18 protein-coding genes are annotated in these 22,096 nt (G+C 64.7%); 10 read left to right on the top strand and 8 right to left on the bottom strand.

Features of this window, described 5'->3' with window-relative positions; translation table 11 throughout:
- Nucleotides 1-89 precede the first annotated feature (89 nt).
- Nucleotides 90-956, top strand: coding sequence for an FkbM family methyltransferase (locus R3D65_RS12715; RefSeq protein WP_371275618.1), 867 nt, complete (start codon nucleotides 90-92; stop codon nucleotides 954-956).
- 54 nt (nucleotides 957-1,010) lie between these two features.
- Here R3D65_RS12715 and R3D65_RS12710 read toward each other — a convergent pair whose 3' ends face one another.
- Both R3D65_RS12710 and R3D65_RS12705 read right to left on the bottom strand, forming a co-directional pair.
- Nucleotides 1,011-1,862, bottom strand: coding sequence for an FkbM family methyltransferase (locus R3D65_RS12710; protein WP_371275617.1), 852 nt, complete (start codon nucleotides 1,860-1,862; stop codon nucleotides 1,011-1,013).
- A gap of 34 nt (nucleotides 1,863-1,896) precedes the next feature.
- Nucleotides 1,897-2,382 (bottom strand): Lrp/AsnC family transcriptional regulator, encoded by a 486-nt coding sequence (locus R3D65_RS12705; protein WP_371275616.1) that lies wholly within the window; start codon nucleotides 2,380-2,382, stop codon nucleotides 1,897-1,899.
- A 230-nt stretch (nucleotides 2,383-2,612) separates the two neighbouring features.
- Here R3D65_RS12705 and trxB point away from each other — a divergent pair, with 230 nt between their 5' ends.
- From trxB to R3D65_RS12690, 3 genes are all read left to right on the top strand, one after another.
- Nucleotides 2,613-3,587: a thioredoxin-disulfide reductase gene (trxB, locus tag R3D65_RS12700; protein ID WP_371275615.1), complete on the top strand. Its 975-nt coding sequence runs from the start codon at nucleotides 2,613-2,615 to the stop codon at nucleotides 3,585-3,587.
- A 127-nt stretch (nucleotides 3,588-3,714) separates the two neighbouring features.
- Entirely contained in the window at nucleotides 3,715-4,611 is an 897-nt protein-coding gene (locus tag R3D65_RS12695; RefSeq protein WP_371275614.1) for a LysR family transcriptional regulator, read from the top strand.
- Nucleotides 4,612-5,190: 579 nt separating this feature from the next.
- A complete protein-coding gene (locus tag R3D65_RS12690) occupies nucleotides 5,191-7,479 on the top strand; it encodes a DegT/DnrJ/EryC1/StrS family aminotransferase (RefSeq protein ID WP_371275613.1) in 2,289 nt (762 codons plus the stop codon).
- Here R3D65_RS12690 and R3D65_RS12685 read toward each other — a convergent pair.
- Together R3D65_RS12685 and R3D65_RS12680 are read right to left on the bottom strand one after the other, a co-directional pair.
- The gene (locus tag R3D65_RS12685) at nucleotides 7,404-9,464 is read right to left on the bottom strand and encodes an elongation factor G (protein ID WP_371275612.1); all 2,061 of its coding nucleotides are present in this window, start codon (nucleotides 9,462-9,464) and stop codon (nucleotides 7,404-7,406) included. The genes R3D65_RS12690 and R3D65_RS12685 overlap by 76 nt on opposite strands.
- Nucleotides 9,465-10,124: 660 nt before the next feature.
- On the bottom strand, nucleotides 10,125-11,327 hold the full coding sequence (locus R3D65_RS12680; RefSeq protein WP_371275611.1) for a pyridoxal phosphate-dependent aminotransferase: 1,203 nt from the start codon (nucleotides 11,325-11,327) through the stop codon (nucleotides 10,125-10,127).
- 226 nt (nucleotides 11,328-11,553) lie between these two features.
- Between R3D65_RS12680 and R3D65_RS12675 the strand changes: the two genes are divergently transcribed.
- From R3D65_RS12675 to R3D65_RS12660, 4 genes are all read left to right on the top strand, one after another.
- Complete coding sequence (locus tag R3D65_RS12675; RefSeq protein ID WP_371275610.1) at nucleotides 11,554-12,519, top strand: EAL domain-containing protein; 966 nt, start codon at nucleotides 11,554-11,556, stop codon at nucleotides 12,517-12,519.
- Nucleotides 12,520-12,549: 30 nt separating this feature from the next.
- Nucleotides 12,550-13,404 carry a hypothetical protein gene (locus R3D65_RS12670; RefSeq protein WP_371275609.1) on the top strand — a complete coding sequence of 285 codons (855 nt, stop codon included), beginning with the start codon at nucleotides 12,550-12,552 and terminating at the stop codon, nucleotides 13,402-13,404.
- Nucleotides 13,405-13,483: 79 nt separating this feature from the next.
- Entirely contained in the window at nucleotides 13,484-14,110 is a 627-nt protein-coding gene (locus R3D65_RS12665; RefSeq protein ID WP_371275608.1) for a glutathione S-transferase family protein, read from the top strand.
- Nucleotides 14,111-14,214: 104 nt separating this feature from the next.
- Entirely contained in the window at nucleotides 14,215-14,523 is a 309-nt protein-coding gene (locus R3D65_RS12660; protein WP_371275607.1) for a hypothetical protein, read from the top strand.
- Nucleotides 14,524-14,544: 21 nt separating this feature from the next.
- Here R3D65_RS12660 and R3D65_RS12655 read toward each other — a convergent pair whose 3' ends face one another.
- From R3D65_RS12655 to R3D65_RS12640, 4 genes are all read right to left on the bottom strand, one after another.
- Nucleotides 14,545-14,778, bottom strand: coding sequence for a CcdB family protein (locus R3D65_RS12655; RefSeq protein WP_371275606.1), 234 nt, complete (start codon nucleotides 14,776-14,778; stop codon nucleotides 14,545-14,547).
- 52 nt (nucleotides 14,779-14,830) lie between these two features.
- Nucleotides 14,831-15,085: a type II toxin-antitoxin system CcdA family antitoxin gene (locus tag R3D65_RS12650; protein ID WP_371275605.1), complete on the bottom strand. Its 255-nt coding sequence runs from the start codon at nucleotides 15,083-15,085 to the stop codon at nucleotides 14,831-14,833.
- A gap of 59 nt (nucleotides 15,086-15,144) precedes the next feature.
- A complete protein-coding gene (gene carB / locus R3D65_RS12645) occupies nucleotides 15,145-18,630 on the bottom strand; it encodes a carbamoyl-phosphate synthase large subunit (protein WP_371275604.1) in 3,486 nt (1,161 codons plus the stop codon).
- Nucleotides 18,631-18,804: 174 nt separating this feature from the next.
- The gene (locus R3D65_RS12640; RefSeq protein ID WP_371275603.1) at nucleotides 18,805-19,617 is read right to left on the bottom strand and encodes a LytTR family DNA-binding domain-containing protein; all 813 of its coding nucleotides are present in this window, start codon (nucleotides 19,615-19,617) and stop codon (nucleotides 18,805-18,807) included.
- Between the two features lie 107 nt (nucleotides 19,618-19,724).
- Here R3D65_RS12640 and R3D65_RS12635 point away from each other — a divergent pair, with 107 nt between their 5' ends.
- Together R3D65_RS12635 and R3D65_RS12630 are read left to right on the top strand one after the other, a co-directional pair.
- Complete coding sequence (locus tag R3D65_RS12635) at nucleotides 19,725-20,789, top strand: DUF6622 family protein (RefSeq protein WP_371275602.1); 1,065 nt, start codon at nucleotides 19,725-19,727, stop codon at nucleotides 20,787-20,789.
- Nucleotides 20,790-20,886: 97 nt separating this feature from the next.
- The gene (locus tag R3D65_RS12630) at nucleotides 20,887-21,819 is read left to right on the top strand and encodes a neutral zinc metallopeptidase (protein ID WP_371275601.1); all 933 of its coding nucleotides are present in this window, start codon (nucleotides 20,887-20,889) and stop codon (nucleotides 21,817-21,819) included.
- Nucleotides 21,820-22,096: the final 277 nt, after the last annotated feature.

Genomic DNA, 22,096 nt, shown 5'->3' with positions numbered 1-22,096 from the left:
AACAAACAGGATTCAATCCGGCTTGTGAACAAGATGTCCACGAAATAATCTGTAGCGACACAGACAGCCATTTGTCGCGAGGACAGGTCTTGAAGCTCAGATCGATCGAGACGTGGATACGCCGGAAAAGGCGTGCCGCGATGAAGCGGGTTTTCGACCGGCCGAGGGGCCGGAAGCTGCTGCTTGATTTGCTGCCCGTGACCGTGAGCGAACTGACACTCGACCTGGGCGACCATCGCCTGACGGTGCCGGCCGACGACCTGATCGGGCGCCACGTCTTCGCCCATGGCGATTTCGCGCGCGACAGCGTGGAAATGGTGTGCCGGATCCTCGACGAGGCGCGTCTGCTGGCACCGGACGGCAACACGCTGCTGGAGATCGGCGCGAATATCGGAACACAGACCGTATATTTCGGCATGAGCAAACGCTTTGGCAGGATTGTCGCTATCGAACCCGATCCGCGCAATGTCGCCCTGTTGCGGCAGAACGTGGCGCAAAACGGGTTGTCGCCCGTGACGGTGATATGCCCCTTCGCCGCCGGGGACAAGGCCGGTCCCGTGGCCTTGCGCCGGATTGCCGGCAACTCGGGCAATGCCGGGCTGGTTCACCCTGAATCGGCCTGTGGCGACGTGGTTGCGGTGGAGGAGAAACCCGTTGGCGACCTTCTTGCGGATGCCGGGGTGGCGGAGGCGGATGTATCGCTCATCTGGATGGATATCGAGGGCTACGAACCGGTCGCCATCCGCTCGATGACCGGATTGCTGGAGCGGAGCGTGCCGCTTTTCATGGAATATTCGCCGGCTTTCTACACCGATGAGCAGGTGCAGGCGATGCTCGCGTTGCTCGACAGGTACTACGGGCGTTGCATCGTTTTCGATGGCGGTGGGCGGCGGGAAACGAAGGCCCGCGACCTGCATGCCATCCGCAAGCAATGCGACGTGCTGCTGCTGCCATAGTGCGGGTCAGGGCCGCAGCGGGCCGCCCGGTGGAAAGCCGGGCAGGCGGATGCCTCACGCGGTACGCAGGTAGAAGGAATTCTGGCGGGTCCGTTCGACGAGGCGATAGCCGCAACGCGCGAATTCGACTGAACAGCCCGGGTAATCCTCGCCGTTTCCGGCCGTCTCTATGACGATGCGGGCAGGCCAACGGCTTTCCGGTTCACTGCGGAAGAATGGCACCAGCGCCCTGTCCTCATGTCCCTCGATGTCGATCTTGAGACCATGGATTCGCTCGATCCCTGCTTCATCGAGGATGGACGAAAGCCGGCGCACCGGAATCGCGCCCTCATCGGATTCGCGGATCGAGACGATGGCCACGTCATCCTTGCGGCGGCTCAGGCGGGCGCGGGTTTCGTGATCGCTGACACCCTCGGCGAAAATCGACAGGTTGTGCAACCCGCTTGCCTCGGCGTTGAAGGCCAGTTGCGCGCAAACGGTCTCATTGGCATCGATGGCAACCACCCGGCCGGATGGGCCGGTGAAACGGGCCAAAGGCAGGCTGTAGAGCCCCATGTTGGACCCGATGTCGACGAAGTCGTCGCCCGGAGACGCGCCTTCCATCAGGAAGGCCATGTCCCGCGCGTTGTAGCCGGGATGCAGCAATATGCCGTATTCGATCAGGTTTTCGCCGAGAAGGCGAAACGAGCAATCGCGGAAGGATATGTCAAGCGGGCGCTGCCGCTTGCCCTGGAGTATGCGGAACAGGGGCTTGCGGAACATTCCGCGGCGCAGGAAGCTTGATCGTGCCAGGCCGATCAACGTCTTGCGCCATCCAGCCGGGGCATGGGTTCCGAAGGGCGAGGCAAGGTCCGCTCCGGCGCTTGGGCGTGTTTCGAAGTCTGACCAGCGGCCGTGTCTCAGCATGTGTGTCTTTTCCCGGTCGTCCGACGGCGCCGCATCACGCGGTTTTCAGGTCGATATTGACCAGGCCCTCGTCCTTGACCTGGCGGATCGTCAGGGCGGTGCGCACGGTGTCGACATTGGGCGCGGCGGTCAGCGTCTCGATGACGAAATCCTGGAACTCCGTCAGCCCCGGTGCCACGCAGTGCAGCAGGAAATCGGTTTCACCCGACATGGTCCAGGCCCGGCGCACCATCGGCCAGTCCTTCACCCGCGCCGCGAATTCCCTGATGCCGGCTTCCGTCTGGTGCTGAAGCCCGACAAGGCAGAAGGCGACCACCTGCCGGCCCAGTGCCTTGGCGTCGAGCAGGGCGCGATAGCTCCTGATGATGCCGCTGTCCTCCAGCCGCTTGACGCGCCGCAGGCAGGGCGGGGCGGAAATGCCGACCCGGCGGGCCAGTTCGACATTGGTGATGCGGCCTTCGTCCTGGAGGATCTTGAGTATCTTCCAGTCCGTCTGGTCGAGGTCGGCCGTCGTGGTCATGAGCGGTGGCTGCCTGATGATTGGTGGCGTTGCATTCCTTCCTAGGGCAAAACCGGCCTGCCGCCAACAGCCGCCATTCGGACGCCTGAGATGTCCGCCGGAGCGCAAAACCGGTGGGCGGCGGGGCGCCGGGGCTTGAAAGGGAATGTGGCAAACACTTAGATGACGCTCAAACATCGTCTGTGGATTGTCAACGGCCCTGAAAGCGCCGCTGAAGGAAGGGGGTCGCCATGACCGCGCGTCATGCTCATGTTCTCGTCATCGGGTCCGGCCCGGCCGGTTATACCGCGGCCATCTATGCCGCCCGCGCGCTGCTCAAGCCGGTGCTGATCGCCGGCATGGAACAGGGCGGGCAGCTGATGATCACGACGGACGTCGAAAACTATCCCGGCTTTGCCGATCCCGTCATGGGTCCGGATCTGATGGCGGCGATGCTGAAACAGGCCGAAAACGTGGGTGCGGAGATCGTCAACGACCTCGTCACGGAGGTCGATGTCGACAGCCGGCCGTTCCGCCTCAAGACCGATTCGGGCCAGGACTGGACAGCCGACGCGCTGATCATCGCCACCGGCGCCCAGGCCAAGTGGCTGGGCATGGAGAGCGAGGAGGCGTTCAAGGGCTTTGGCGTCTCGGCCTGCGCCACATGCGATGGCTTCTTCTATCGCGGCCGCGACGTGATGGTGGTCGGCGGGGGCAATTCCGCGGTCGAGGAGGCGCTCTACCTGTCGCATATCGCCAACCATGTGACCGTGGTCCATCGCCGTGACGAGTTCAGGGCCGAGCGCATCCTTCAGGAACGGCTGTTCGCCAAGGAAAACGTCACCGTTCTCTGGGACACGGTGATCGACGAGATCGTCGGCGAGAAGCCCAAGCCGCCCATGCCGCCCTCCGTCACCGGGGTGCGCCTGAAGAACGCGAAAACCGGGGATGTGACCGAGATGCCGGTGCATGGCGTTTTCGTGGCCATCGGCCATGCGCCTGCCGTCTCGCTGTTCGAGGGCAAGTTGAAGCAGAAGCCGAACGGCTATCTGTGGACCGAGGCCGATTCGACGCGGACCAGCGTGGAAGGCGTCTTTGCGGCCGGCGACGTGACCGACGACGTTTTCCGCCAGGCGGTCACGGCGGCCGGTCTTGGCTGCATGGCAGCGCTGGAGGCCGAGCGCTGGCTGGCAACGCAAGATGTGGCGCTGGAGGCGGCAGAGTAGTCAGCGGAGTAGGCAGTCCGGTCAAGGGCATGGATGTCCGTTGCGTGACGTGCTTCACTTGCGCGTCATGCAATTCGACGAAAAGATGCAGCCTGGAATCAGAAATAACCGGGCGTAGAGGGGGTGCATGCCTGTTGATTGGGACAAGCTGAGGGTTTTCCATGCCGCCGCGCAGGCCGGCTCGTTCACCCATGCCGCCGATACGCTCAACCTGTCGCAATCGGCCATTTCGCGCCAGGTCAGCGCGCTGGAGCAGGATCTGGGCGTGCCGCTGTTCAACCGGCATGCGCGCGGCCTCGTGCTGACCGAACAGGGCGAGATGCTGTTTGCCACCGCCCAGGACGTGATGCTGAAGCTGGACAGCGTGCGCAACCGGCTGACCGAGACGACCGACAAGCCATCCGGGCTGTTGCGGGTGACGACAACGGTGGGGCTCGGCACGGGATGGCTCTCCAACCGCGTCGACGAATTCCTTGAACTTTACCCGGACATCCGGCTCCAGCTCATCTTTTCAAACGAGGAACTCGACCTCACCATGCGCGAGGCGGATTGCGCCATTCGCCTGCGTGCGCCATCGCAGCCCGACCTCATCCAGCGCAAGCTTTTCACCGTCCATTTCCATCTCTGGGCCTCGCCGGACTATGTGAACCGTTTCGGCAAGCCGCAATCCCTGTCGGAACTGCACAAGCACCGGCTGATCACCTTCGGCGAGCCGGTCATTCCCTATCTGAAGAACCTCAACTGGCTGGAAACGCTGCGGGGGCCGGACGACCATCCGCTGGAAGCGGTGCTTCAGATGAACGACCTTCATTCCATCAAGCGGGCGGTTCAGCGCGGCGCGGGCATTGCCATGCTGCCGGACTATATCGTCAGCAAGGACAGCGGCCTTGTGCAATTGCTGCCGCAGACCGAAGTGCCGTCGTTCGAAACCTATTTCTGCTATCCGGAAGCCATGAAAAACCAGGCGAAGCTCAACGTCTTCCGCGATTTCATGCTGTCCAAGGCGCGCAAGTGGAACTACTGAACTGCAAGCGCCCGGCCGGCTGCCTCCGCTGAAGGCACGGCCGGAACATGGCCGCGACGCGCCACGGATTCCTGCGCCGGCGCATGGCTTGTCCTGCAATCCACAGCTTTTCGGTTGAAAACGATCTATGCGATTGCCTTTTTTCGAGGCGATGCGGACCGGCCCTGCACGTTCAAGTCGTTGAAAAATTATGCATTGACTGCAAAGCCATGCAGCAAGTGCATATGTGCAATGCACAATCCGCCATTGCCAAGCCGCTTGGAAGGGTCCATATCCCGGTCATCTCAGAGACGCATTCCTCCTCCCATTGGCGTCTCCGAGTGTTCCCCTCTGGAGGTTTGTCCTCGTGGCAGCTCCATTTATTGGCCGGATTTCCATCCGGCCATTTTTTTTTGCCAGCCCGTTGCATCGTCGAGGACGCCGGGCCGGTTGATTTCTGGAAATGGCGGACCTGAGGAAACCCGGCGCATGGCATGCGCCGGGTTTTTCATTTGCGGCAGGCACGCCTCTTGCAGCCTTCCCGGCAAGTTCAACCGCTGGGCGGAAGCTGTTTCAGGCCGGCACGGAATGGGGGAAACGATGACTGGCAACCGTTTCGAAGCGAGACATGTCGTGGTGACGGGCGGAGCCGGGTTCATCGGCTCGCATCTGGTCGATCACCTGCTGGTGCAGTTCCCGGACGCCAACATCCGCGTGCTCGACGCTCTGACCTATGCCGGACGCATGGACCATCTTTGCAGCGCGATGGGCAGCGGGCGCGTGGTCTTCACTGAAGGCGATGTCCGCGACAGGGATACCGTGGTTCACGCCGTTCGTGGCGCCGACGCGGTCTTTCACCTGGCCGCGGAGAGCCATGTCTGCCGGTCGTTTGCCGATCCCGGCCTTTTCGATGCGGTGAACCGGCTCGGAACACGCATCGTGCTGGAGGCGGCCCATGAGGCCGGCGTTGCGCGGGTCGTCCATTTCAGCACAGACGAGGTCTACGGCCCGGTCTTCGCCCCCTGTGAAGAGACAGCCGCGCTGAACCCTTCCAGCCCCTATGCGCGTTCGAAGGCCGCCGCCGAGGCCGAGGTGGAGCGCATGCGCGCCCGCGGGCTGGACGTTCGCATGCTGCGGCCAAGCAATGCGGTGGGCACGCGCCAGCATTTCGAGAAGCTGTTGCCGCGTTTCGCGGGTTTCGCGCTGGCCGGCCTGGCGCTGCCCATCGAGGGCGACGGGCAGCAGGAGCGGATGTTCCTGCCGGTCGGCGACCTTGCCCGCGCCGCCAGCCTTGTGCTGTCCCATGACAGGGCAAGGAACGGCACCTACAATGTCGCCGCCCGCGAAAGCCTGAACGTGCTGGAGGTGGCATCGCGCGTTGCCAGGGCGGTGGGCGTTCCGCTCAGGCCGCGTCATGTTCCAGACAGGGTCGTTCAGGACCGGGCCTATCGTATCGACGGGCGCGCGCTGGCGGCGCTTGGCTTTCGCCAGGAAAGCGGTTTCGATGCCGAACTGGCCCGTATCCTGGCCGGGGAAGCGGAGCGCCTGCGCGCAGCCGCAAGCGGGCTCCCGGAGCGAAAGGCGATCGCGGCACCGCCGCCGCTGGCACCGGCGCAAGCCGGTCCCGACACATCCGCCGCCCGTCCCGTCGCCTATCACGTGCCGCATCACGCGGCGGACGTTCCCGGCAGGCACCTGCGCGATGCCTTGCTTGCCGGAAGGCAGGCCGGAGGCGGGGCGCAGACAGCGGGCGCGGAGGCCGATATCCGCCGGCTGACGGGTGCGCAGCATGTCTGGCTGACCCATTCCTGCACTGCGGCCATGGAAGTGGCGGCGCTTGCGCTGGACCTGGGGCCGGGCGACGAAGTGATCGTGCCCAGCTTCACCTTTGCCGCCACGGCCACGGCCTTTGCGCGAACCGGCGCGCGCATCGTGGCCTGCGATGTCGATCCGCGCAGCCTGATGACCGACATGGCCAGCCTGGAGCGTTGCATCACGGCGCGCACCCGCGCCATCGTTCCGGTGCATTACGGTGCCGGCAGCGTCGACGTGGCGGCGATTGCCGCCATGACCGACGGCCGGGATATCGCGATTGTCGAGGATGCGGCGCAGGGTGCCGGCGCTTTGCGCGGTGACAAGGCGCTGGGTACGCTCGGCCTGATGGGCTGCCTTTCCTTCCATGAAACGAAGGTCGTGCATGGCGGTCAGGGCGGCGCGCTGCTGGTCAATTCACAGGAACCGGCCCTGCTGCGGCGCATCGACCGGATCATGGAGCGGGGAACGAATTTTTCCGATTGCAAGGCAGGGCGCGTCAGCCATTATGAATGGGTCTCGCCCGGATCCAGTTTCCGCCCGCCGGAAATGCCGGCGGCCCTTCTGCGCGACAACCTGGCTGCCTTGCCCGATATCCTGGCGCGGCGGGCGGCGCTGTTCGCGATCTATGCGGAACAGCTCGGCGAGCATGCCGGCCTGCCCTTCGACCTGATCATGCCGGATTCCGAAACCCGGTCGAACCACCATATTGCCGGACTGATGATGCGCGACGCGGATGCTGCCCGGCGCCTGATGGCATTCCTGGCGGCGCGGGACATCCAGGCGATGTCGCATTACAAGCCGCTGCATCTCTCCGGGGAAGGGCGCAGGCTGGGCGTGGCACGCCATGCCCTGCCGCAGGCGGAAGCCGCCTGGCGCCGGCTCGTGCGGCTGCCACTGCACACGGCCATGAATGCCGATGACGCCCATCGCGTGGCCGGCGCGGTGCGCGCATGGGCCGGCCGCGGCACGGACAAGCCGGGGCCGCGGCCGGGCAAGGTTCAGGCGGCGTCCGCGCGCTCGCGGATGGAGGCGAGCGCCTCGTCTGCGGCCCTGCCGGTCAGTTCGGCCATGTGATCGAACTCGGCCTCGTAGGAGGCAACGCCTGCCGTCAGCGACCGCAATTCGATGATGAGACCGGTCAGCCCGGAGCGCGGCATCATGGCCTCGACCACGTCCCAGCCTTCCCAATCCGGGCGGCCGTCATAGCCGAGGATCTGACCGCGCCGTTGCGGAATGATCGCGGTGATCTTCGCTGTGGCATCGGACGGCGTGAAGATCCGCACCTTCATCACCGGCTCCAGCAGAACGGGAGATGCCTTGGGCATGGCTTCGCGCATGGCCAGTTTCGCCGCCATCTGGAAAGCCATGTCGGAGGAATCCACCGAATGGTAGGAACCGTCCGACAGGTTGACCGCGATGTCGACCACGGGCAGGCCGAGCGGGCCGCTCGACAGATAATCGCGCACACCCGATTCCACGGAGGGAATATACTGCTTCGGAACAACACCGCCGGAAATGGTGTCGGTGAACTCAAAGCCGGAGCCGCGCGGCAGCGGCCGTATTTCCAGAACCACATCGCCGAACTGCCCATGGCCGCCGGACTGCTTCTTGTGGCGGCCTCGCTCCTGCACCGGCTTGCGGATGGTCTCCTGATAGGGCACGGGCGGCTCGCCGGCATCGACCGAGGCCTGGTATTTTCCCGCCAGCCGTTCCAGCGTGACACGCAGGTGCATTTCCCCCTGGCCGCCAAGGATGGTTTCGCCGGTGCCCGGGCTCTGCTCCACCCTGAGGGCCGGGTCCTCCTCGCAGAGCCTGGTAAGGGCAGCGGAAAGCTTCACATCGTCCTTGTGATCGCGGGCCTTGATAGCAACCGAATGAAAGGGTTGCGGGGCGGGCACGCCGGAAAGAGCCTGTGGCGCCTGCTTGCCCGGTGCGACGGTGGCACCGGTGGCGACGCCCTCCAGCTTGCCGAGCGCGACAGTTTCGCCCGTGGCGGCGGAGCCGACCTTGCCCTGGTTCTTGCCCAGCATGCGATACATGCCGGAAATACGCGCATCGGCGCCATTGCTGGCCATGACCTCGGTGCTGTCGGACAAGGGCCCGCGCAGCACGCGGGCCACCGAAAGCTTGCCGCCATGGGGCGTGTGAATGGTCTTCATCACATGGGCGAGCGGCGGCCCGTCACCCTCGATGCCGAGACGCGCGATGGTGTCGGAAATGTCAGGCGCATCATGGCGCAGTGCCTTGAGCAGGCGATGGACGCCGTTTCCATGGGCCGCGGAGCCGATCATCACGGGAACGACATGGCCCGCCCGCAGGTCCGCCGTCAGGTCGTCGAAAACCTCGTCGCGCGGCGGTTCGATCTCTTCGAGCAATTGCTCCATGAGGGCGTCGTCATGGTCGGCCAGCGTTTCCAGCATGGTGAAGCGGGCGTCGATCTCGCGGGATTTCTCCTCGGTGGGAATGTCGGTCTGCTCGCTCATGGCGTGTTCACGCCAGACATAGGCGCGCTCCAGCGCAAGGTCGATGGCGCCGATGGCGATGCCGTTCTTCCAGATGGGGATCTGGCGCAGCAGGAGCGGCAAGGACGAAGCCGGCTGAAGCAATGCCACGGTGTCGCGCACCCGCATGGAGGCGGTGTCGATCTTGTTGAGGAAAAGGATGCGGGGGATTGTCATCTCGTCCAGCCGCTTGAGAACAAGCTGCAACGCCGGAATCTTCTTCTCGTCCGCCTCGGCAACCACGATGGCCGCGTCGCAACCGGCCAGAACCGCATCCGCCTCATGGGAGAATTCGACGGAGCCGGGGCAGTCGATGAAGGTGAAATCCTCATCCAGGAAGGTGGTGGTCGCGGCTACGGCCTCCACGCTCATGGCGTGGGCCTGGGCTTCCGGCGAATGGTCGGAAACGGTATGGCCGGAGCCGGTTTCGGCAGCGCGCTGGATGGCGCCGGTCCGCTCCAGAATGGATTCCAGAAGAGTCGTCTTTCCGCTTGCGAAGGGACCGCAAATGGCGATGCATTTCGGCCCCTTGCGTCTGCTTCCGGCGCGTTCACCCATGGCACAATCCTCCTTTTCACGCGTTGAACGCGAGCGGAGGACCGGTTTTTTCGCGGCAATTTCGGGAAGGGCGAGTGCGCGACGGCACTTCCGCTTCGCTCCCGGAACCTCACGTCCGGCCGCCGCTCAGCGCGCCGTTGAACCCGGCGTTCCGGCATCGTTTCACCAAAGGTTTGCTGGCGCAAGGGCGAAAGTCACGTCGTGGCAAGGACGCGGCCCCAGGCACCACCGGCCGGCCAGCCTGAAGCGCTGGTTCAACTGGCTGACGCGATGATTTCGGACGGCGACAAAGCGAGTTGTATAATAACGATAAAACACTTTTAAGTTGTTCATGGGCCCCACCTCAACACAGGGGCGAGCGTTTTGTCGCCCCGCGGCGGGAAACGGTTTTGCCCGCTGTGGCAAGGCCTTCACAAACAGATTCAGTTTCTCATGAAAAAGGCAATTGAAACATTGGCTTGAAGTCGGGTCCGCACATTCCTGTCGAAATCGTGCAGGTGCTGCCAGGCCGTGCCTGCCGTCTTTCTTCACAAGCTGATTCAGGGCCATGCCTGGCCGCTTCACCGGTGCGGCCCAAGCCCTTGATATGGCTTGACCTTGCCACAAGCGAAACGCCGCCCCGGAGGGCGGCGCCGCGGCAACCGGATGTGTGGAGGCGGCTCAGCGGCAATTGCCGCAGAAGCGCTGGATGCGCTTGCAGCTTTCCTCCAGCAGAGCTTCCGACGTGGCATAGGAAATGCGGAAATTCGGACCAAGGCCGAAGGGCTCGCCATGGACCACGGCCACGCCCTCGCTCTCCAGCAGTTCGGTCACGAAATCCTGGTCGTTGGCGATCACCTTGCCCGAGGGCGCGGTCCTGCCGATGAGGCCGGCGCAGGAGGGGTAGACGTAGAAGGCGCCTTCCGGCGTCGGGCAATTGATGCCTTCGGCCTGGTTGAGCATGGAGACGACGAGGTCGCGCCGGTTCTGGAAGATGGTCTTGTTGGTCTGGATGAAGTCCTGCGGGCCGTTCAGCGCCTCGACCGATGCCCATTGCGCGATGGAGCATGCGCCGGAGGTCTGCTGGCTCTGGATCATGTCCATGGCCTTGACGAGTTCCATCGGGCCGGCGGCATAGCCGATGCGCCAGCCTGTCATGGCATAGGCCTTGGAGACGCCGTTCATGGTGAGCGTGCGGTCCTTCAGGCCGGGCTCGACCTCGGCAGGCGTGCAGAAGGTGAAGTCGCCATAGACGAGGTGCTCGTACATGTCGTCGGTCAGCACCCAGACGTGGGGGTGGCGCATCAGCACGTCGGTCAGCGCCTTCAGTTCATCATGGCTGTAGGCGGCACCCGACGGGTTGGACGGCGAGTTGAAGATGAGCCACTTGGTCTTCGGCGTGATGGCGGCTTCCAGCGCTTCCGGCGTCAGCTTGAACTGGCGCTCCAGCGTGGTGGCGGCGGGGACGGGCGTGCCGCCGCACAGCAGCACCATTTCGGGATAGGACACCCAGTAGGGCGCGGGGATGATCACCTCGTCGCCCGGATTGAGCGTCGCCATGAAGGCATTGAACAGGATCTGCTTGCCGCCGGTGCCGACAATGGTCTGGGTCCAGTCATAGTCGAGGTTGTTCTCGCGCTTGAACTTGGCGGCAATGGCCTGACGCAGTTCCGGAATGCCGGAAACCGGCGTGTATTTCGTCTCGCCGCGCTGGATGGCCTCGATGGCGGCCTTCTTGATGTTGTCGGGCGTGTCGAAATCCGGCTCGCCTGCGCCAAGCGAGATCACATCGCGTCCCTTGGCTTTCAGTTCACGGGCTTTCTGCGCAACGGCGATGGTCGCAGAGGGCTTCACGCGGGAAAGGGCGTCGGCAAGAAAGGCCATGGCATGGGCTCCAGTGATTGTGGCTCCAGGATAGCGCCGGGCTGGGGCGCGGCATGCTCTTAGCCTCATGGGCGCCGCACTTCAAGGCTTGGCCGCCATGCGCCGGGCCTGTCAGGGCTGGGAAATCCATTAACCGCGCGTGAAACCTTGGCCTCTATCCTGAGCGGCAAGGCCTGGCCGGCGCCGGGACCGAAACCGGCACAAGCGAAAGGCGCGCGCCTGTGGCATGACACGAAGCGTTGGACTGGCCCATGTCATCCGTATGGAAGACGGCACCTCGGAAGGGGTGTGGGGACCGTTCGTGCTTCGCTCGGCCTTCCAGCCGGTCTTCCGGTTCAACGGCGGAAAACTGGAGATCGCTGCATTCGAGGGCCTGGCACGGCCGTTTCGTGACGGCGAGCCCGTTGCACCGGGCGTCTTCTTCAGCGCGATCGCCGGGCAGGACAGGCTTGAGGTGGAAACCCTGACGCGCAGCCTGCATCTCATCAATGCCGGTGCCTGCCTCGATCCGCGAACATCGCTGTTCGTCAATTTCGATCCGTCGGTCTATTGCGACCGTGGCGTGACGGACCGCTCGCTCCGGGACATGCGGCTGACCATGCACGAGGCCGGGATCGCAGCGGGTCGGATCGTGGCGGAGGTGACCGAGCACAAGGCGGCATCGCACCAGGCGCTGATGAACTTCGTGGCGGCGCTGCGCGCCCATGGCTTTCGTATCGCGGTGGACGACTACGGCGCCGATCATTCCGACATGTCGCGCATTCGTGACCTCAAGCCCGAGATCGTCAAGTTCGATGCCGCGTGGATCACCCGCCTGATGGACAGCGATCCGGGCTTCGAACTGCTCAAGGCCATGGTGGACACGTTCAATGGCTGGGGCATCACCACCCTGTTCGAAGGCATCGAGGAGCCCTGGCAACTCGATCTGGCCGAAAGCAGCATGGTGCGCATGGTGCAGGGATTCGTGCTTGCCAGGCCGCAGCTGGCGCCGACGGATTTCGCGATGTTCAGCCGCACGGCGGCCGCGGGCGATGAGAACGCAACCCGCGCAGGCGCGGCGGCAACCGGAACGCCCGCCTTTCCCGATCCTTCCGTGCGCGCTAATATGGATGCGCGGATCACGCGCGATGCCGTGCCTGCGCGGCCCTTCCGGCAGACACGGGCTTTCGGACGAAAGGTCCGCAATGGATGACAGGACGCCGATGGCAGGAGGCCCACTGTCTTGACCGATATGAGTGATCCCGGCCCTGACCGCGAAAAGGGCATGCTTGTGCGCGACGGCATTGGCCGGGCGCGCCTGCGTTTCGGTGCGATCCTGTTCGAGACGGTTTTCCAGCCGGCCTACCGTGTGGAGGGCGGCATGCTGCGGCCGGATTTCGCCACGGCGCGGCTGCGGCCGGAGGGCAGGGAAACGGCACAACACGTGCTTGCCAGTCTGGCCGAGGGACCGGGCGCGGGGCAGGCGGCGGCATTGGCGCGCTGCAATCTCGTCTTCCTCGATCCGGAGACGCTCTGCTACTGCGAGGACCACCTGATGTCGGCGGCCATGGCACCGGCGACGCTGGACCTGATGCTGGCGGCAGTCCGCGACGCCTTCATGATGCCGGACCAGATCGTCTGGCGGCTTCCGCTTCGGGTTGCCTGCGATGCCGGGGAGACAATCGCGCGGGCCCGCGCGGCCGGAATCCGGATCGCCCTGCGGCTGGCGGGCGCAGATCCGGGCGATACGGTTGAAAGGGCCATCGAAAGCGGCGCGCAGATGTTGCATCTGGGTGCCGAATGGTCCGGGGCGTGGCTGGAGAACGTGCCGGAGGCGCAAAGCCTGCTGGGAAGCCTGGTGGAGCGGGTGCGGCAGTCCGGCTGCGGGGTCTCCATGACCGGCATCAGCACGGCGGCTCAACTGGATGTGGCGCTTGGCGCCGGTGTGCAATGGGTTCAGGGCGGCTATCTGGCGCCGGCGGTGGCGGCCGGGCAGTCCACCGGATGGCAGGAGCTCAATGCCGCGGCGCTGAGGCGGCCCGGCGGCAATGTCCGTGTGCTGAAACGGCACCAGGCGTCGCGCGATCAGCAATATTGAACCATCGAGCAGAAATGCTGACTGGTTTGCGCGCGGCCGGGCGGCCATAGTCGGGCCAGATCAACAGGACATCCGCCGCATGCTCACGCTCTATTCCATGCCCAGTTCCGGCAACAGCTACAAGGTGCGGCTTCTGCTTGCCAAACTGGGCATGCCGTTTCGTCACGTGGCCGCCGAATACGGCTCCGGCGTCACGACAAGCGCCCGGTTCCGCGCACTCAACCCGCATGGGCGGGTGCCGCTGGTGCAATTCGAGGACGGGCGGCTGCTGTCGGAGTCCAATGCCATCCTGCTTTATCTTTCCGAGGGGACGCGGTTCCTTCCCGATGACCGGTTTGCGCGTGCAAAAGTACATCAGTGGATGTTCTGGGAGCAGAACTCACATGAGGCGACCATCGCGGTGCGCGCCGCGATCCTTTGCTACGATCACCGGGCGGGCGAGCGGCGGCCGGAAATTCTCGATCCGCTGCTGGAGGCCGGGCACCGCAATCTCGCCGTGATGGAAACGCAGCTTGAGAAAACGCCTTTCCTGGTGGGCGGGACGATCAGCGCGGCCGATCTGGCCCTCTATGCCTATACGCATAGTGCAGGCACCCGTGGCGGCTTCGACCTTGCGCGCTTTCCGGCCATTGTCGCCTGGCTGGCCCGGGTCGAGGCGGATGCGCCCCATGTGCCGCTGGACTGGCTTGGAGACAATCCGGCGTGATCCTTGTCACAGGGAGGGCCTGCCTTGTCTTGTCTTTGGCCGGCAAGGTGCCATCCTGTATGGAAAGGGGTGATGCATCGACCCGGTCCAAAGGAGTCCTCGTGATGAAACGCTTGTTGCTCGCATTGACAGCCGCCATTCTGGCCACCGCACCGGCCCATGCCATCAACCGGTACAACATCGACCATCGCACCTGCGGCGAGGTGCAGGACATCATCCATGCCGAGGGCGCGGCCATCCTGCGCTACACGTCGACATCGGGTTCGGGCATCACCCGCTACGACCGGTTTGTCGAGCATGGCGGGTTTTGCCCGCGCGGGCAGGTGCCCAAGACCGAATTCATCCCCACCGCTGACACGCTGGAATGCCCCGTCCAGGCCTGCAAGGATCCGGTCTGGCTGAAGGACGACTGAGGACGCCGGCCCGGCCGACGCTCAGATGCCGGTGACGAGAAGATCGACGGCCGCGACGATCCGGTCGCGCTGGCCGGCGATGTTTCCCCTAGCCTCACCGAGAAGCGAGCGCTGTACCGCTGACAGTTGATCGGTCATCAGTACATGGTCCGCATGATCGATCCGTATCACGGGGTTGAGCCGCTCTATCGGCCGAGGCGCAGATGCAGCAGGAAGTAGCGGGATGACAACCCGCGTTGCCAGGCTCGAAATCAAGTCGTGCTGTACGTCAACGAGCCAGAACGATTCCGCATCGTTCCAGAAGAGGTCAAACTGGGCCGATCCGGAATGTCCTGTAAGCTTCCAGGGGCAATCCGTTCTTCTCCACCCATTCGTTGTGCTGACGGAAGGCCTCGGCGTTCTCTTCCTTCCAGCGGCGTTCCTTTTCCGCCTGCACCGCTTCGGCAATGCCGCGCTCGGCCATTTCGGAAAGGTTGAGGCCAAGCGCCCTGGCTTCCTCCACCAGGTGGGCATTGATGGAGAGGTTCGTGGCGGTCTTGCGGGACGGGCGTTCGTGTTTCATGCGCATAAATTATGCGCATGAGAAAATTGCGTCAATTGCCAGCCGTGCCGGAAAAGCCCTTACGCGAAATAGGCCTGTAGCGGGCGAACCTCCAGATTGCCGGCCTTCAGCGCAACGATGGCATGGGCCACGGCATCGGCCCCGGCAATCGTGGTGTAATAGGGCACTTTCTGCATCAGGGCCGCACGGCGCAGGGACTTGGAATCCGACACCGCCTTCTGGCTGTCGGTCGTGTTGAAGACGATCTGGACCTGGCGGTTGCGGATGGCGTCCTCGACATGCGGACGGCCTTCGAGCACCTTGTTGATCTTCTCGGCCTCCACGCCGTTCTCGGCCAGGTAGCGCTGCGTGCCGCCGGTGGCCAGGACACGGAACCCGGCCGCGGCCAGACGCTTGACGCTGGGCAGGACGGCGGCCTTGTCCTCGTCGCGCACGGAGACGAAGAGCGTGCCGTTGCGCGGCAGGTCGACGCCGGCGCCAAGCTGTGCCTTGGCGAAGGCAAGGTGATAGTCGCGGTCGAGGCCGATGACCTCGCCCGTGGAGCGCATTTCCGGTCCCAGAAGCGTGTCGACGCCGGGGAAGCGGGCGAAGGGGAAGACGGCTTCCTTCACCGCGATGTGGCCGAGTGCGTTCACATCCGGCTTGTCGCCATAGTGGGCGAAAGCGCTGTCGAGGTTCTCGCCGGCCATGATGCGGGCGGCGATCTTGGCGATCGGGCGGCCGATCGTCTTGGCGACGAAGGGCACGGTGCGCGAGGCGCGCGGATTGACCTCCAGGATATAGACCGTTCCGTCCTTGATGGCATACTGCACGTTCATCAGGCCGCCGACCTTGAGCGCGCGGGCCAGCGCGACGGTCTGCGCTTCCAGTTCGGCCACCATGTCCTTGCCGAGCGAATGGACCGGCAGCGAACAGGCGCTGTCGCCGGAATGGATGCCGGCTTCCTCGATATGTTCCATGATGCCGGAAACGAAGGTCTTGTCGCCGTCGCACAGGCAATCGACATCCACCTCGATGGCGCCGGCCAGATAGGTGTCGAAAAGCAGCGGGTTGCGGCCGAGCAGCGTGTTGATCTGACCGGTCTTGTCGTTGGGGTAGCGCGCCTTGATGTCCTCGGGCACCAGTTCCGGCACCGTGCCAAGCAGGTAGTTGGACAACATCGCGTCGTCATGGATGATCTGCATGGCGCGGCCGCCCAGCACGTAGGAGGGGCGCACGACCAGCGGGAAGCCCAGTTCGCCGGCCACGAGGCGGGCCTGCTCCACCGAATAGGCAATGCCGTTCTTCGGCTGGGTCAGGTTCAGCCTTGTCAGCAGTTTCTGGAAGCGGTCGCGATCCTCGGCCAGGTCGATGGCGTCGGGCGACGTGCCGAGGATGGGTATGCCGGCACGTTCCAGCGCATCGGCAAGTTTCAGCGGCGTCTGGCCGCCGAACTGCACGATCACGCCATGCAGCGTGCCCTTCGCCTGTTCGGCGCGCAGGATCTCCAGCACGTCCTCGGCGGTCAGCGGCTCGAAATAGAGCCGATCGGAGGTGTCGTAATCGGTCGACACGGTTTCCGGGTTGCAGTTGATCATGATCGATTCATAGCCGGCATCGGCCAGCGCAAAGGCGGCATGGCAGCAGCAATAGTCGAATTCGATGCCCTGGCCGATGCGGTTCGGACCACCGCCCAGGATCACTACCTTGTTGCGGTCCGAAACCTGGGCCTCGTCGGCGAGCGCGCCGGCAAAGGGTGTCTCATAGGTCGAGTACATGTAGGCGGTCGGCGAGGCGAACTCGGCGGCGCAGGTGTCGATGCGCTTGAAGACGGGATGCACGTCCAGCCGATCGCGCAGGGCCTTGACCTCGGCCTCCTCGGCGCCGGTGAGCGAGGCAAGGCGGGAATCGGAAAAGCCCATGGATTTCAGCATGCGCAGGTTCTGCGCATCGTCCGGCAGACCGTGCTCCCGGATGCGCGCCTCGGTGTCGATGATCGCCTTGAGCTGTTCGAGGAACCACATGTCGATGCGGCACATCTCGTGGATGTCGGCGAGCGAGGTACCCAGCCGTATCGCCTGGGCGACCATGCGCAGGCGGTCGGGCGTCGGCGTGCCGATGGCGGCGCGGATGGCATTGCGGTCGTCCTCACCGCCAAGGCCGGGGATCTCGATCTCGTCGAGGCCGGTCAGGCCGGTTTCCAGCCCGCGCAGGGCCTTTTGCAGGGATTCGGCAAAGGTGCGGCCAATGGCCATGACCTCGCCGACCGATTTCATCGCGGTGGTCAGGGTGGGCGAGGCGCCGGGGAACTTCTCGAAGGCGAAGCGCGGGATCTTGGTGACGACATAGTCGATCGACGGCTCGAAGGAGGCCGGCGTGGCGCCGCCGGTGATGTCGTTCTCCAGTTCATCCAGCGTGTAGCCGACGGCGAGGCGCGCGGCGACCTTGGCAATGGGGAAGCCGGTGGCCTTGGAGGCGAGCGCCGAGGAGCGCGAGACGCGCGGGTTCATCTCGATGACGACGAGACGGCCGTTTTGCGGATTGACGGCGAATTGCACGTTGGAGCCGCCGGTCTCCACGCCGATCTCGCGCAGCACCGCGATGGAGGCGTTGCGCATGATCTGGTATTCCTTGTCCGTCAACGTCAGCGCCGGAGCCACGGTAATGGAATCGCCGGTATGGACCCCCATCGGATCGATGTTCTCGATGGAGCAGATGATGATGCAGTTGTCCGCCTTGTCGCGGACGACCTCCATCTCGTATTCCTTCCAGCCGAGCACGCTCTCCTCGATGAGCACCTCGGTGGTCGGCGAGGCATCGAGGCCCGATTGCACGATCTGGAAGAATTCCGCCTCGTTATAGGCGATGCCGCCGCCGGTGCCGCCCAGCGTGAATGAGGGGCGGATGATGGCCGGCAGGCCGACCTGGTCGATCGCGGTGGCGGCGATGCCCATGGCGTGGCGCATGTAGCGCTGCTTGCGGTCGCCTTCGCCGAGATTCCATTCGGTTTCGAGATCGTCGAGCGCCTTGTCGAGATCGTCGCCGGAAAGGCGGGTCTTCAGTTCCGCGCGCTTGGCCTCATGCGCCTTGCGGTCGGCATCCTTCACGTCGGTGGCATTGGCCAGCATCGACTTTGGCGTTTCCAGCCCGATCTTCGCCATGGCCTCGCGGAACAGGGCGCGATCCTCGGCCTTGTCGATGGCCTCGGCATTGGCGCCGATCATCTCCACGCCGTAGCGCTCCAGAATGCCCATGCGGCGCAGGGAAAGGGCAGTGTTGAGCGCCGTCTGTCCGCCCATGGTGGGCAGAAGCGCATCCGGGCGTTCCTTGGCGATGATCTTGGCCACGACTTCCGGCGTGATCGGCTCGACATAGGTGGCGTCGGCCAGTTCCGGGTCCGTCATGATGGTGGCCGGATTGGAATTGACCAGGATGATGCGATAGCCCTCGGCCTTGAGCGCCTTGCAGGCCTGGGTGCCGGAATAGTCGAATTCGCAGGCCTGGCCGATGATGATGGGGCCAGCTCCGATGACGAGGATCGACTTGATATCTGTACGCTTGGGCATGGGTGTCTTCCGGCTCTCGTTCGCGCGCAAAGGCCGGCGCGGAAAACCGGCCGGCGGCGGGACTCGTTCTCTCAAGGCTAGGTGGGCCTTATAGGGGAGAGGGTCACGCGTGGGAACCCCGGAAATGGCGCTTCCGGCACGGAATCGACAGGCCGCGCGCGCGAACCGGCGGCGCTATTCCAGCCATGCTTTCACGGCAGCGGCGTTCGCACGGCTGACTGGCACCTTCATTCCATCCGTCATGCGCAGGAACAGGCGGCCATTCTTGCCGGATTCGCGCTCCAGGGCTTCAGCGCCCTGCCTCGCGGCCCAGTGGGAACGATGGACCTGGCGGCCTTCGGCCGGCGCGGTCTCGCGCATGGCATCGGCAAGGCGCATCAGCAGCATTTCGCGCCCGCGCGTGGTGACGACGACGACGTAGTGGTCCTGCACTTCAAGGCGAACCAGCGCGCCACGCTTTTCCGCCGGCAAGCGGTCCAGCAGGGCAGGGCGTGCCGGTGCCGCCGGGTGTGGCGCATCCAGCGCCGGTTCCGGAGCGGCGGAATCACCAGGGCGGGTTCCGTCCAGCGCCAGCCATGACAGAAGGCACATGACCAGTGCGATGGGCAGCGCGGTAAGGACGTCCGAGACAAGTTCGGCCATCGACACGGGTGCATTCCGCAGGCCTGCATTGACGATCAGCAGGACCAGCCCCATGGGCAGGGCCGACAGCGCGGCGCCGACGAGCATGCGCGGCAGGGCATGGGCAACATGGCGTTCGAGCGCGGCATTGAAGAAGACGACGAAAAGCAGCGCGACCAGCCATGTCAGGCTCTGCACGATCAGCCAGTAGCCGAGGCGGGCAGGCAGGGCGAGCGCTTCCAGCGTGCCGAACGGGCCGGTTGCAGTGAAGAGGATGACAGATGCGGCGAACACCAGCCACAGCCGCGGACTCGCCAGGATCGTCTGCAATTCGCGAAGCGTGGATTGCAGAATGGTCTCTTTCACGAAGTTCTCCGGCCGGTCCGCGCATGGCTTTTTGCAGTGGAGCGGCGACCATGGCGTCTTGACGGCGAAAGTGCAACGGGCAATTGCCTTGCCAACGGAGATACACCATGACCCTCGACCCGCTCCTCAACGCGCCGCTGGCCATCCAGATCCATGTCCTGACCGTCGTCCCCGCCGCCGTGCTCGGCGCCTGGATGCTGTTCGGGCGCAAGGGCACACGGCTGCACAAGGTGCTCGGCCGCGTGTGGCTGGCGCTGATGGTCATGACGTCGATCACGTCCTTCTTCATCCACACCATCCGCATGGTCGGGCCATTCTCGCCGATCCACCTGCTCTCGGTCCTGACGCTGGTGAGCAGCGGCCTCGTGGTCTGGTCGGCGCGCACCCGGCGCATCTCGTTTCACCGCAAGGCCGTGGTCGGCATGTACTGGAGCGCCATCGGCCTTGCCGGGGCGTTCACGCTGGTGCCGGGCCGCCTGATGAACGAGGTTCTGCTGGGCGGATCGAAGGCGGCCTGGCCGCTGGTGATCCTGCTGGCCGCGATCTGCGGGGCCGTGGTGGTTCATGTCAGGCGCGGCGGGCGGTTCGACTGGCTGTCGCGGCGAAAGACGGGGGTGGCCGGAACCGGTCTGGCCGTGCTGCTGGCGCCGATGTTCCTGCTGGGCGCCGGCCACGATGCGATGGCGGCGCCGGACGTAACGCAGATTGCCACGCACGCCCCGCTCTGGGTGTGGCCGCTGCTCGCCGCATCGCTCTGGCTGGGCTGGAGCCGGTCGCGACCGCGCATCGTCAGCAAGACGCGGCTGATGATCCTTCCCGTCGTGCTGTGCGGGATCGGGCTTGCCTCGTTCTTCGCCAATGGCGCGTCGCTTGCGGCGGCGGCCATGCTGGTCGCGGCGTTGACCGCCGGGTCGCTGGCCGGCGAGCGGGTGGGGCGCGGTGACGCCGCCGTCGTCGACGACCTGGACCGGGTTCACGTGCCGGGCGAATGGGTCTCCATGGTGCTGATCGTGGTGATTTTCCTGTCACGGTTTGCCGCAGGCGCCGCGCGGGACATCAACCCGGCTCTCGCCGACAGCCTGACAATCGCACTGCCGCTTGCCCTCGTGTCCGGCTTTTCCATCGGACTGGCAGGCATGCGCGCCCTCGTGCAAGCGGGCTATCGTGCCTGATCCTGTGTTTCGGCCCCTTGCCGCCGGCTTCGTTCCAGTTGAACCGGGCGGGGCTTTGCGGCATTAAGGAACGGCGAAAACACGATGGAGCCAGACCATGCGCTGGAAAGGCCGCAGACAGTCGGACAATGTCGAGGATCTGCGTGGCCGCGGCGGCCGCTCGGGGGGCGGTATCGGGCGAGGCGGCGGGCGCATCCGCATCCCCATGGGCGGCTCCGGCATGGGCGGGCGGCGCGGCGGCGGCATTTCCGGCATCATCATCCTCGTCGTTCTGTTCTTCGCGCTCCGGGCCTTCGGCATCGACCCGTTGCAGGTGCTTGAGGGACTTGAGGGCGGTTCGGGGCCGATTGCCGGCCAGCAGACACAACCGGCCCCCGGCACGGGCGCTCCGAGCGACGAGACAGGCCGGTTCGTGGCCACGATCCTGGCCGAGACCGAGGACACCTGGCCTGGCATTCTCGAAGCGGCGGGCGAGCGCTACAGGGAACCGACGCTGGTGCTTTTCTCCGGACAGGTGCAGTCGGCCTGCGGGTTCGCCTCCGCCGCTTCCGGCCCGTTCTATTGTCCGACCGACCGCAAGGTCTATCTCGACACATCCTTTTTCGATGAGCTGGCACGCCGCTTCAAGGCATCCGGCGATTTCGCCCAGGCCTACGTGATCGCGCACGAAGTGGGCCACCACGTGCAGAACCTGACCGGTATCCTGCCGCGCTTCAACCAGATGCGCCGGACGATGAGCCCGGCAGAGGCCAACCGCATGTCGGTGCGGGTGGAGTTGCAGGCGGATTGCTATGCCGGCATCTGGGCGCATTACACGGCGCAGAAGGGCCTTCTGGAAAAGGGCGACATCGAGGAAGCGCTGAATGCGGCGCACCAGATTGGCGACGATACGCTGCAGAAGCGCAGCCAGGGCTATGTCGTGCCCGACAGCTTCAATCACGGCACGTCCAAACAGAGGGCGACCTGGTTTGCCCGTGGCTTGCAGAGCGGCCAGCTTGCCGCCTGCGACACGTTCAACAATCCGGTCTGACCGCCCTTGCGGCCGCGCCCGGCAGTCCGGCGGGTATTATCAACTAATTAAGTTGATGCTTAAACATTGCCAGGCACTCTTGCCGGCATGTCAATGTTTTTCCCCTAGTGTGAAAACAGGGCAAACCTTTATCCGGCCGCGCACCATGCGACCGGGAAGGAACTGCCGCTCATGAGGAGCGGTTGCGGACATGCGATGCCTTCGCGCCTGGCGGCGTGAATGCCATCGCCCGCCTGACTTGCCCATGTCACCAGCCGAAGTCCGGAAGAATGGCCTT

Source organism: Zhengella sp., from assembly GCF_041397485.1.
Lineage (GTDB): Bacteria > Pseudomonadota > Alphaproteobacteria > Rhizobiales > Rhizobiaceae > Zhengella.
This window is presented reverse-complemented; position numbering and strand designations above follow the sequence as displayed.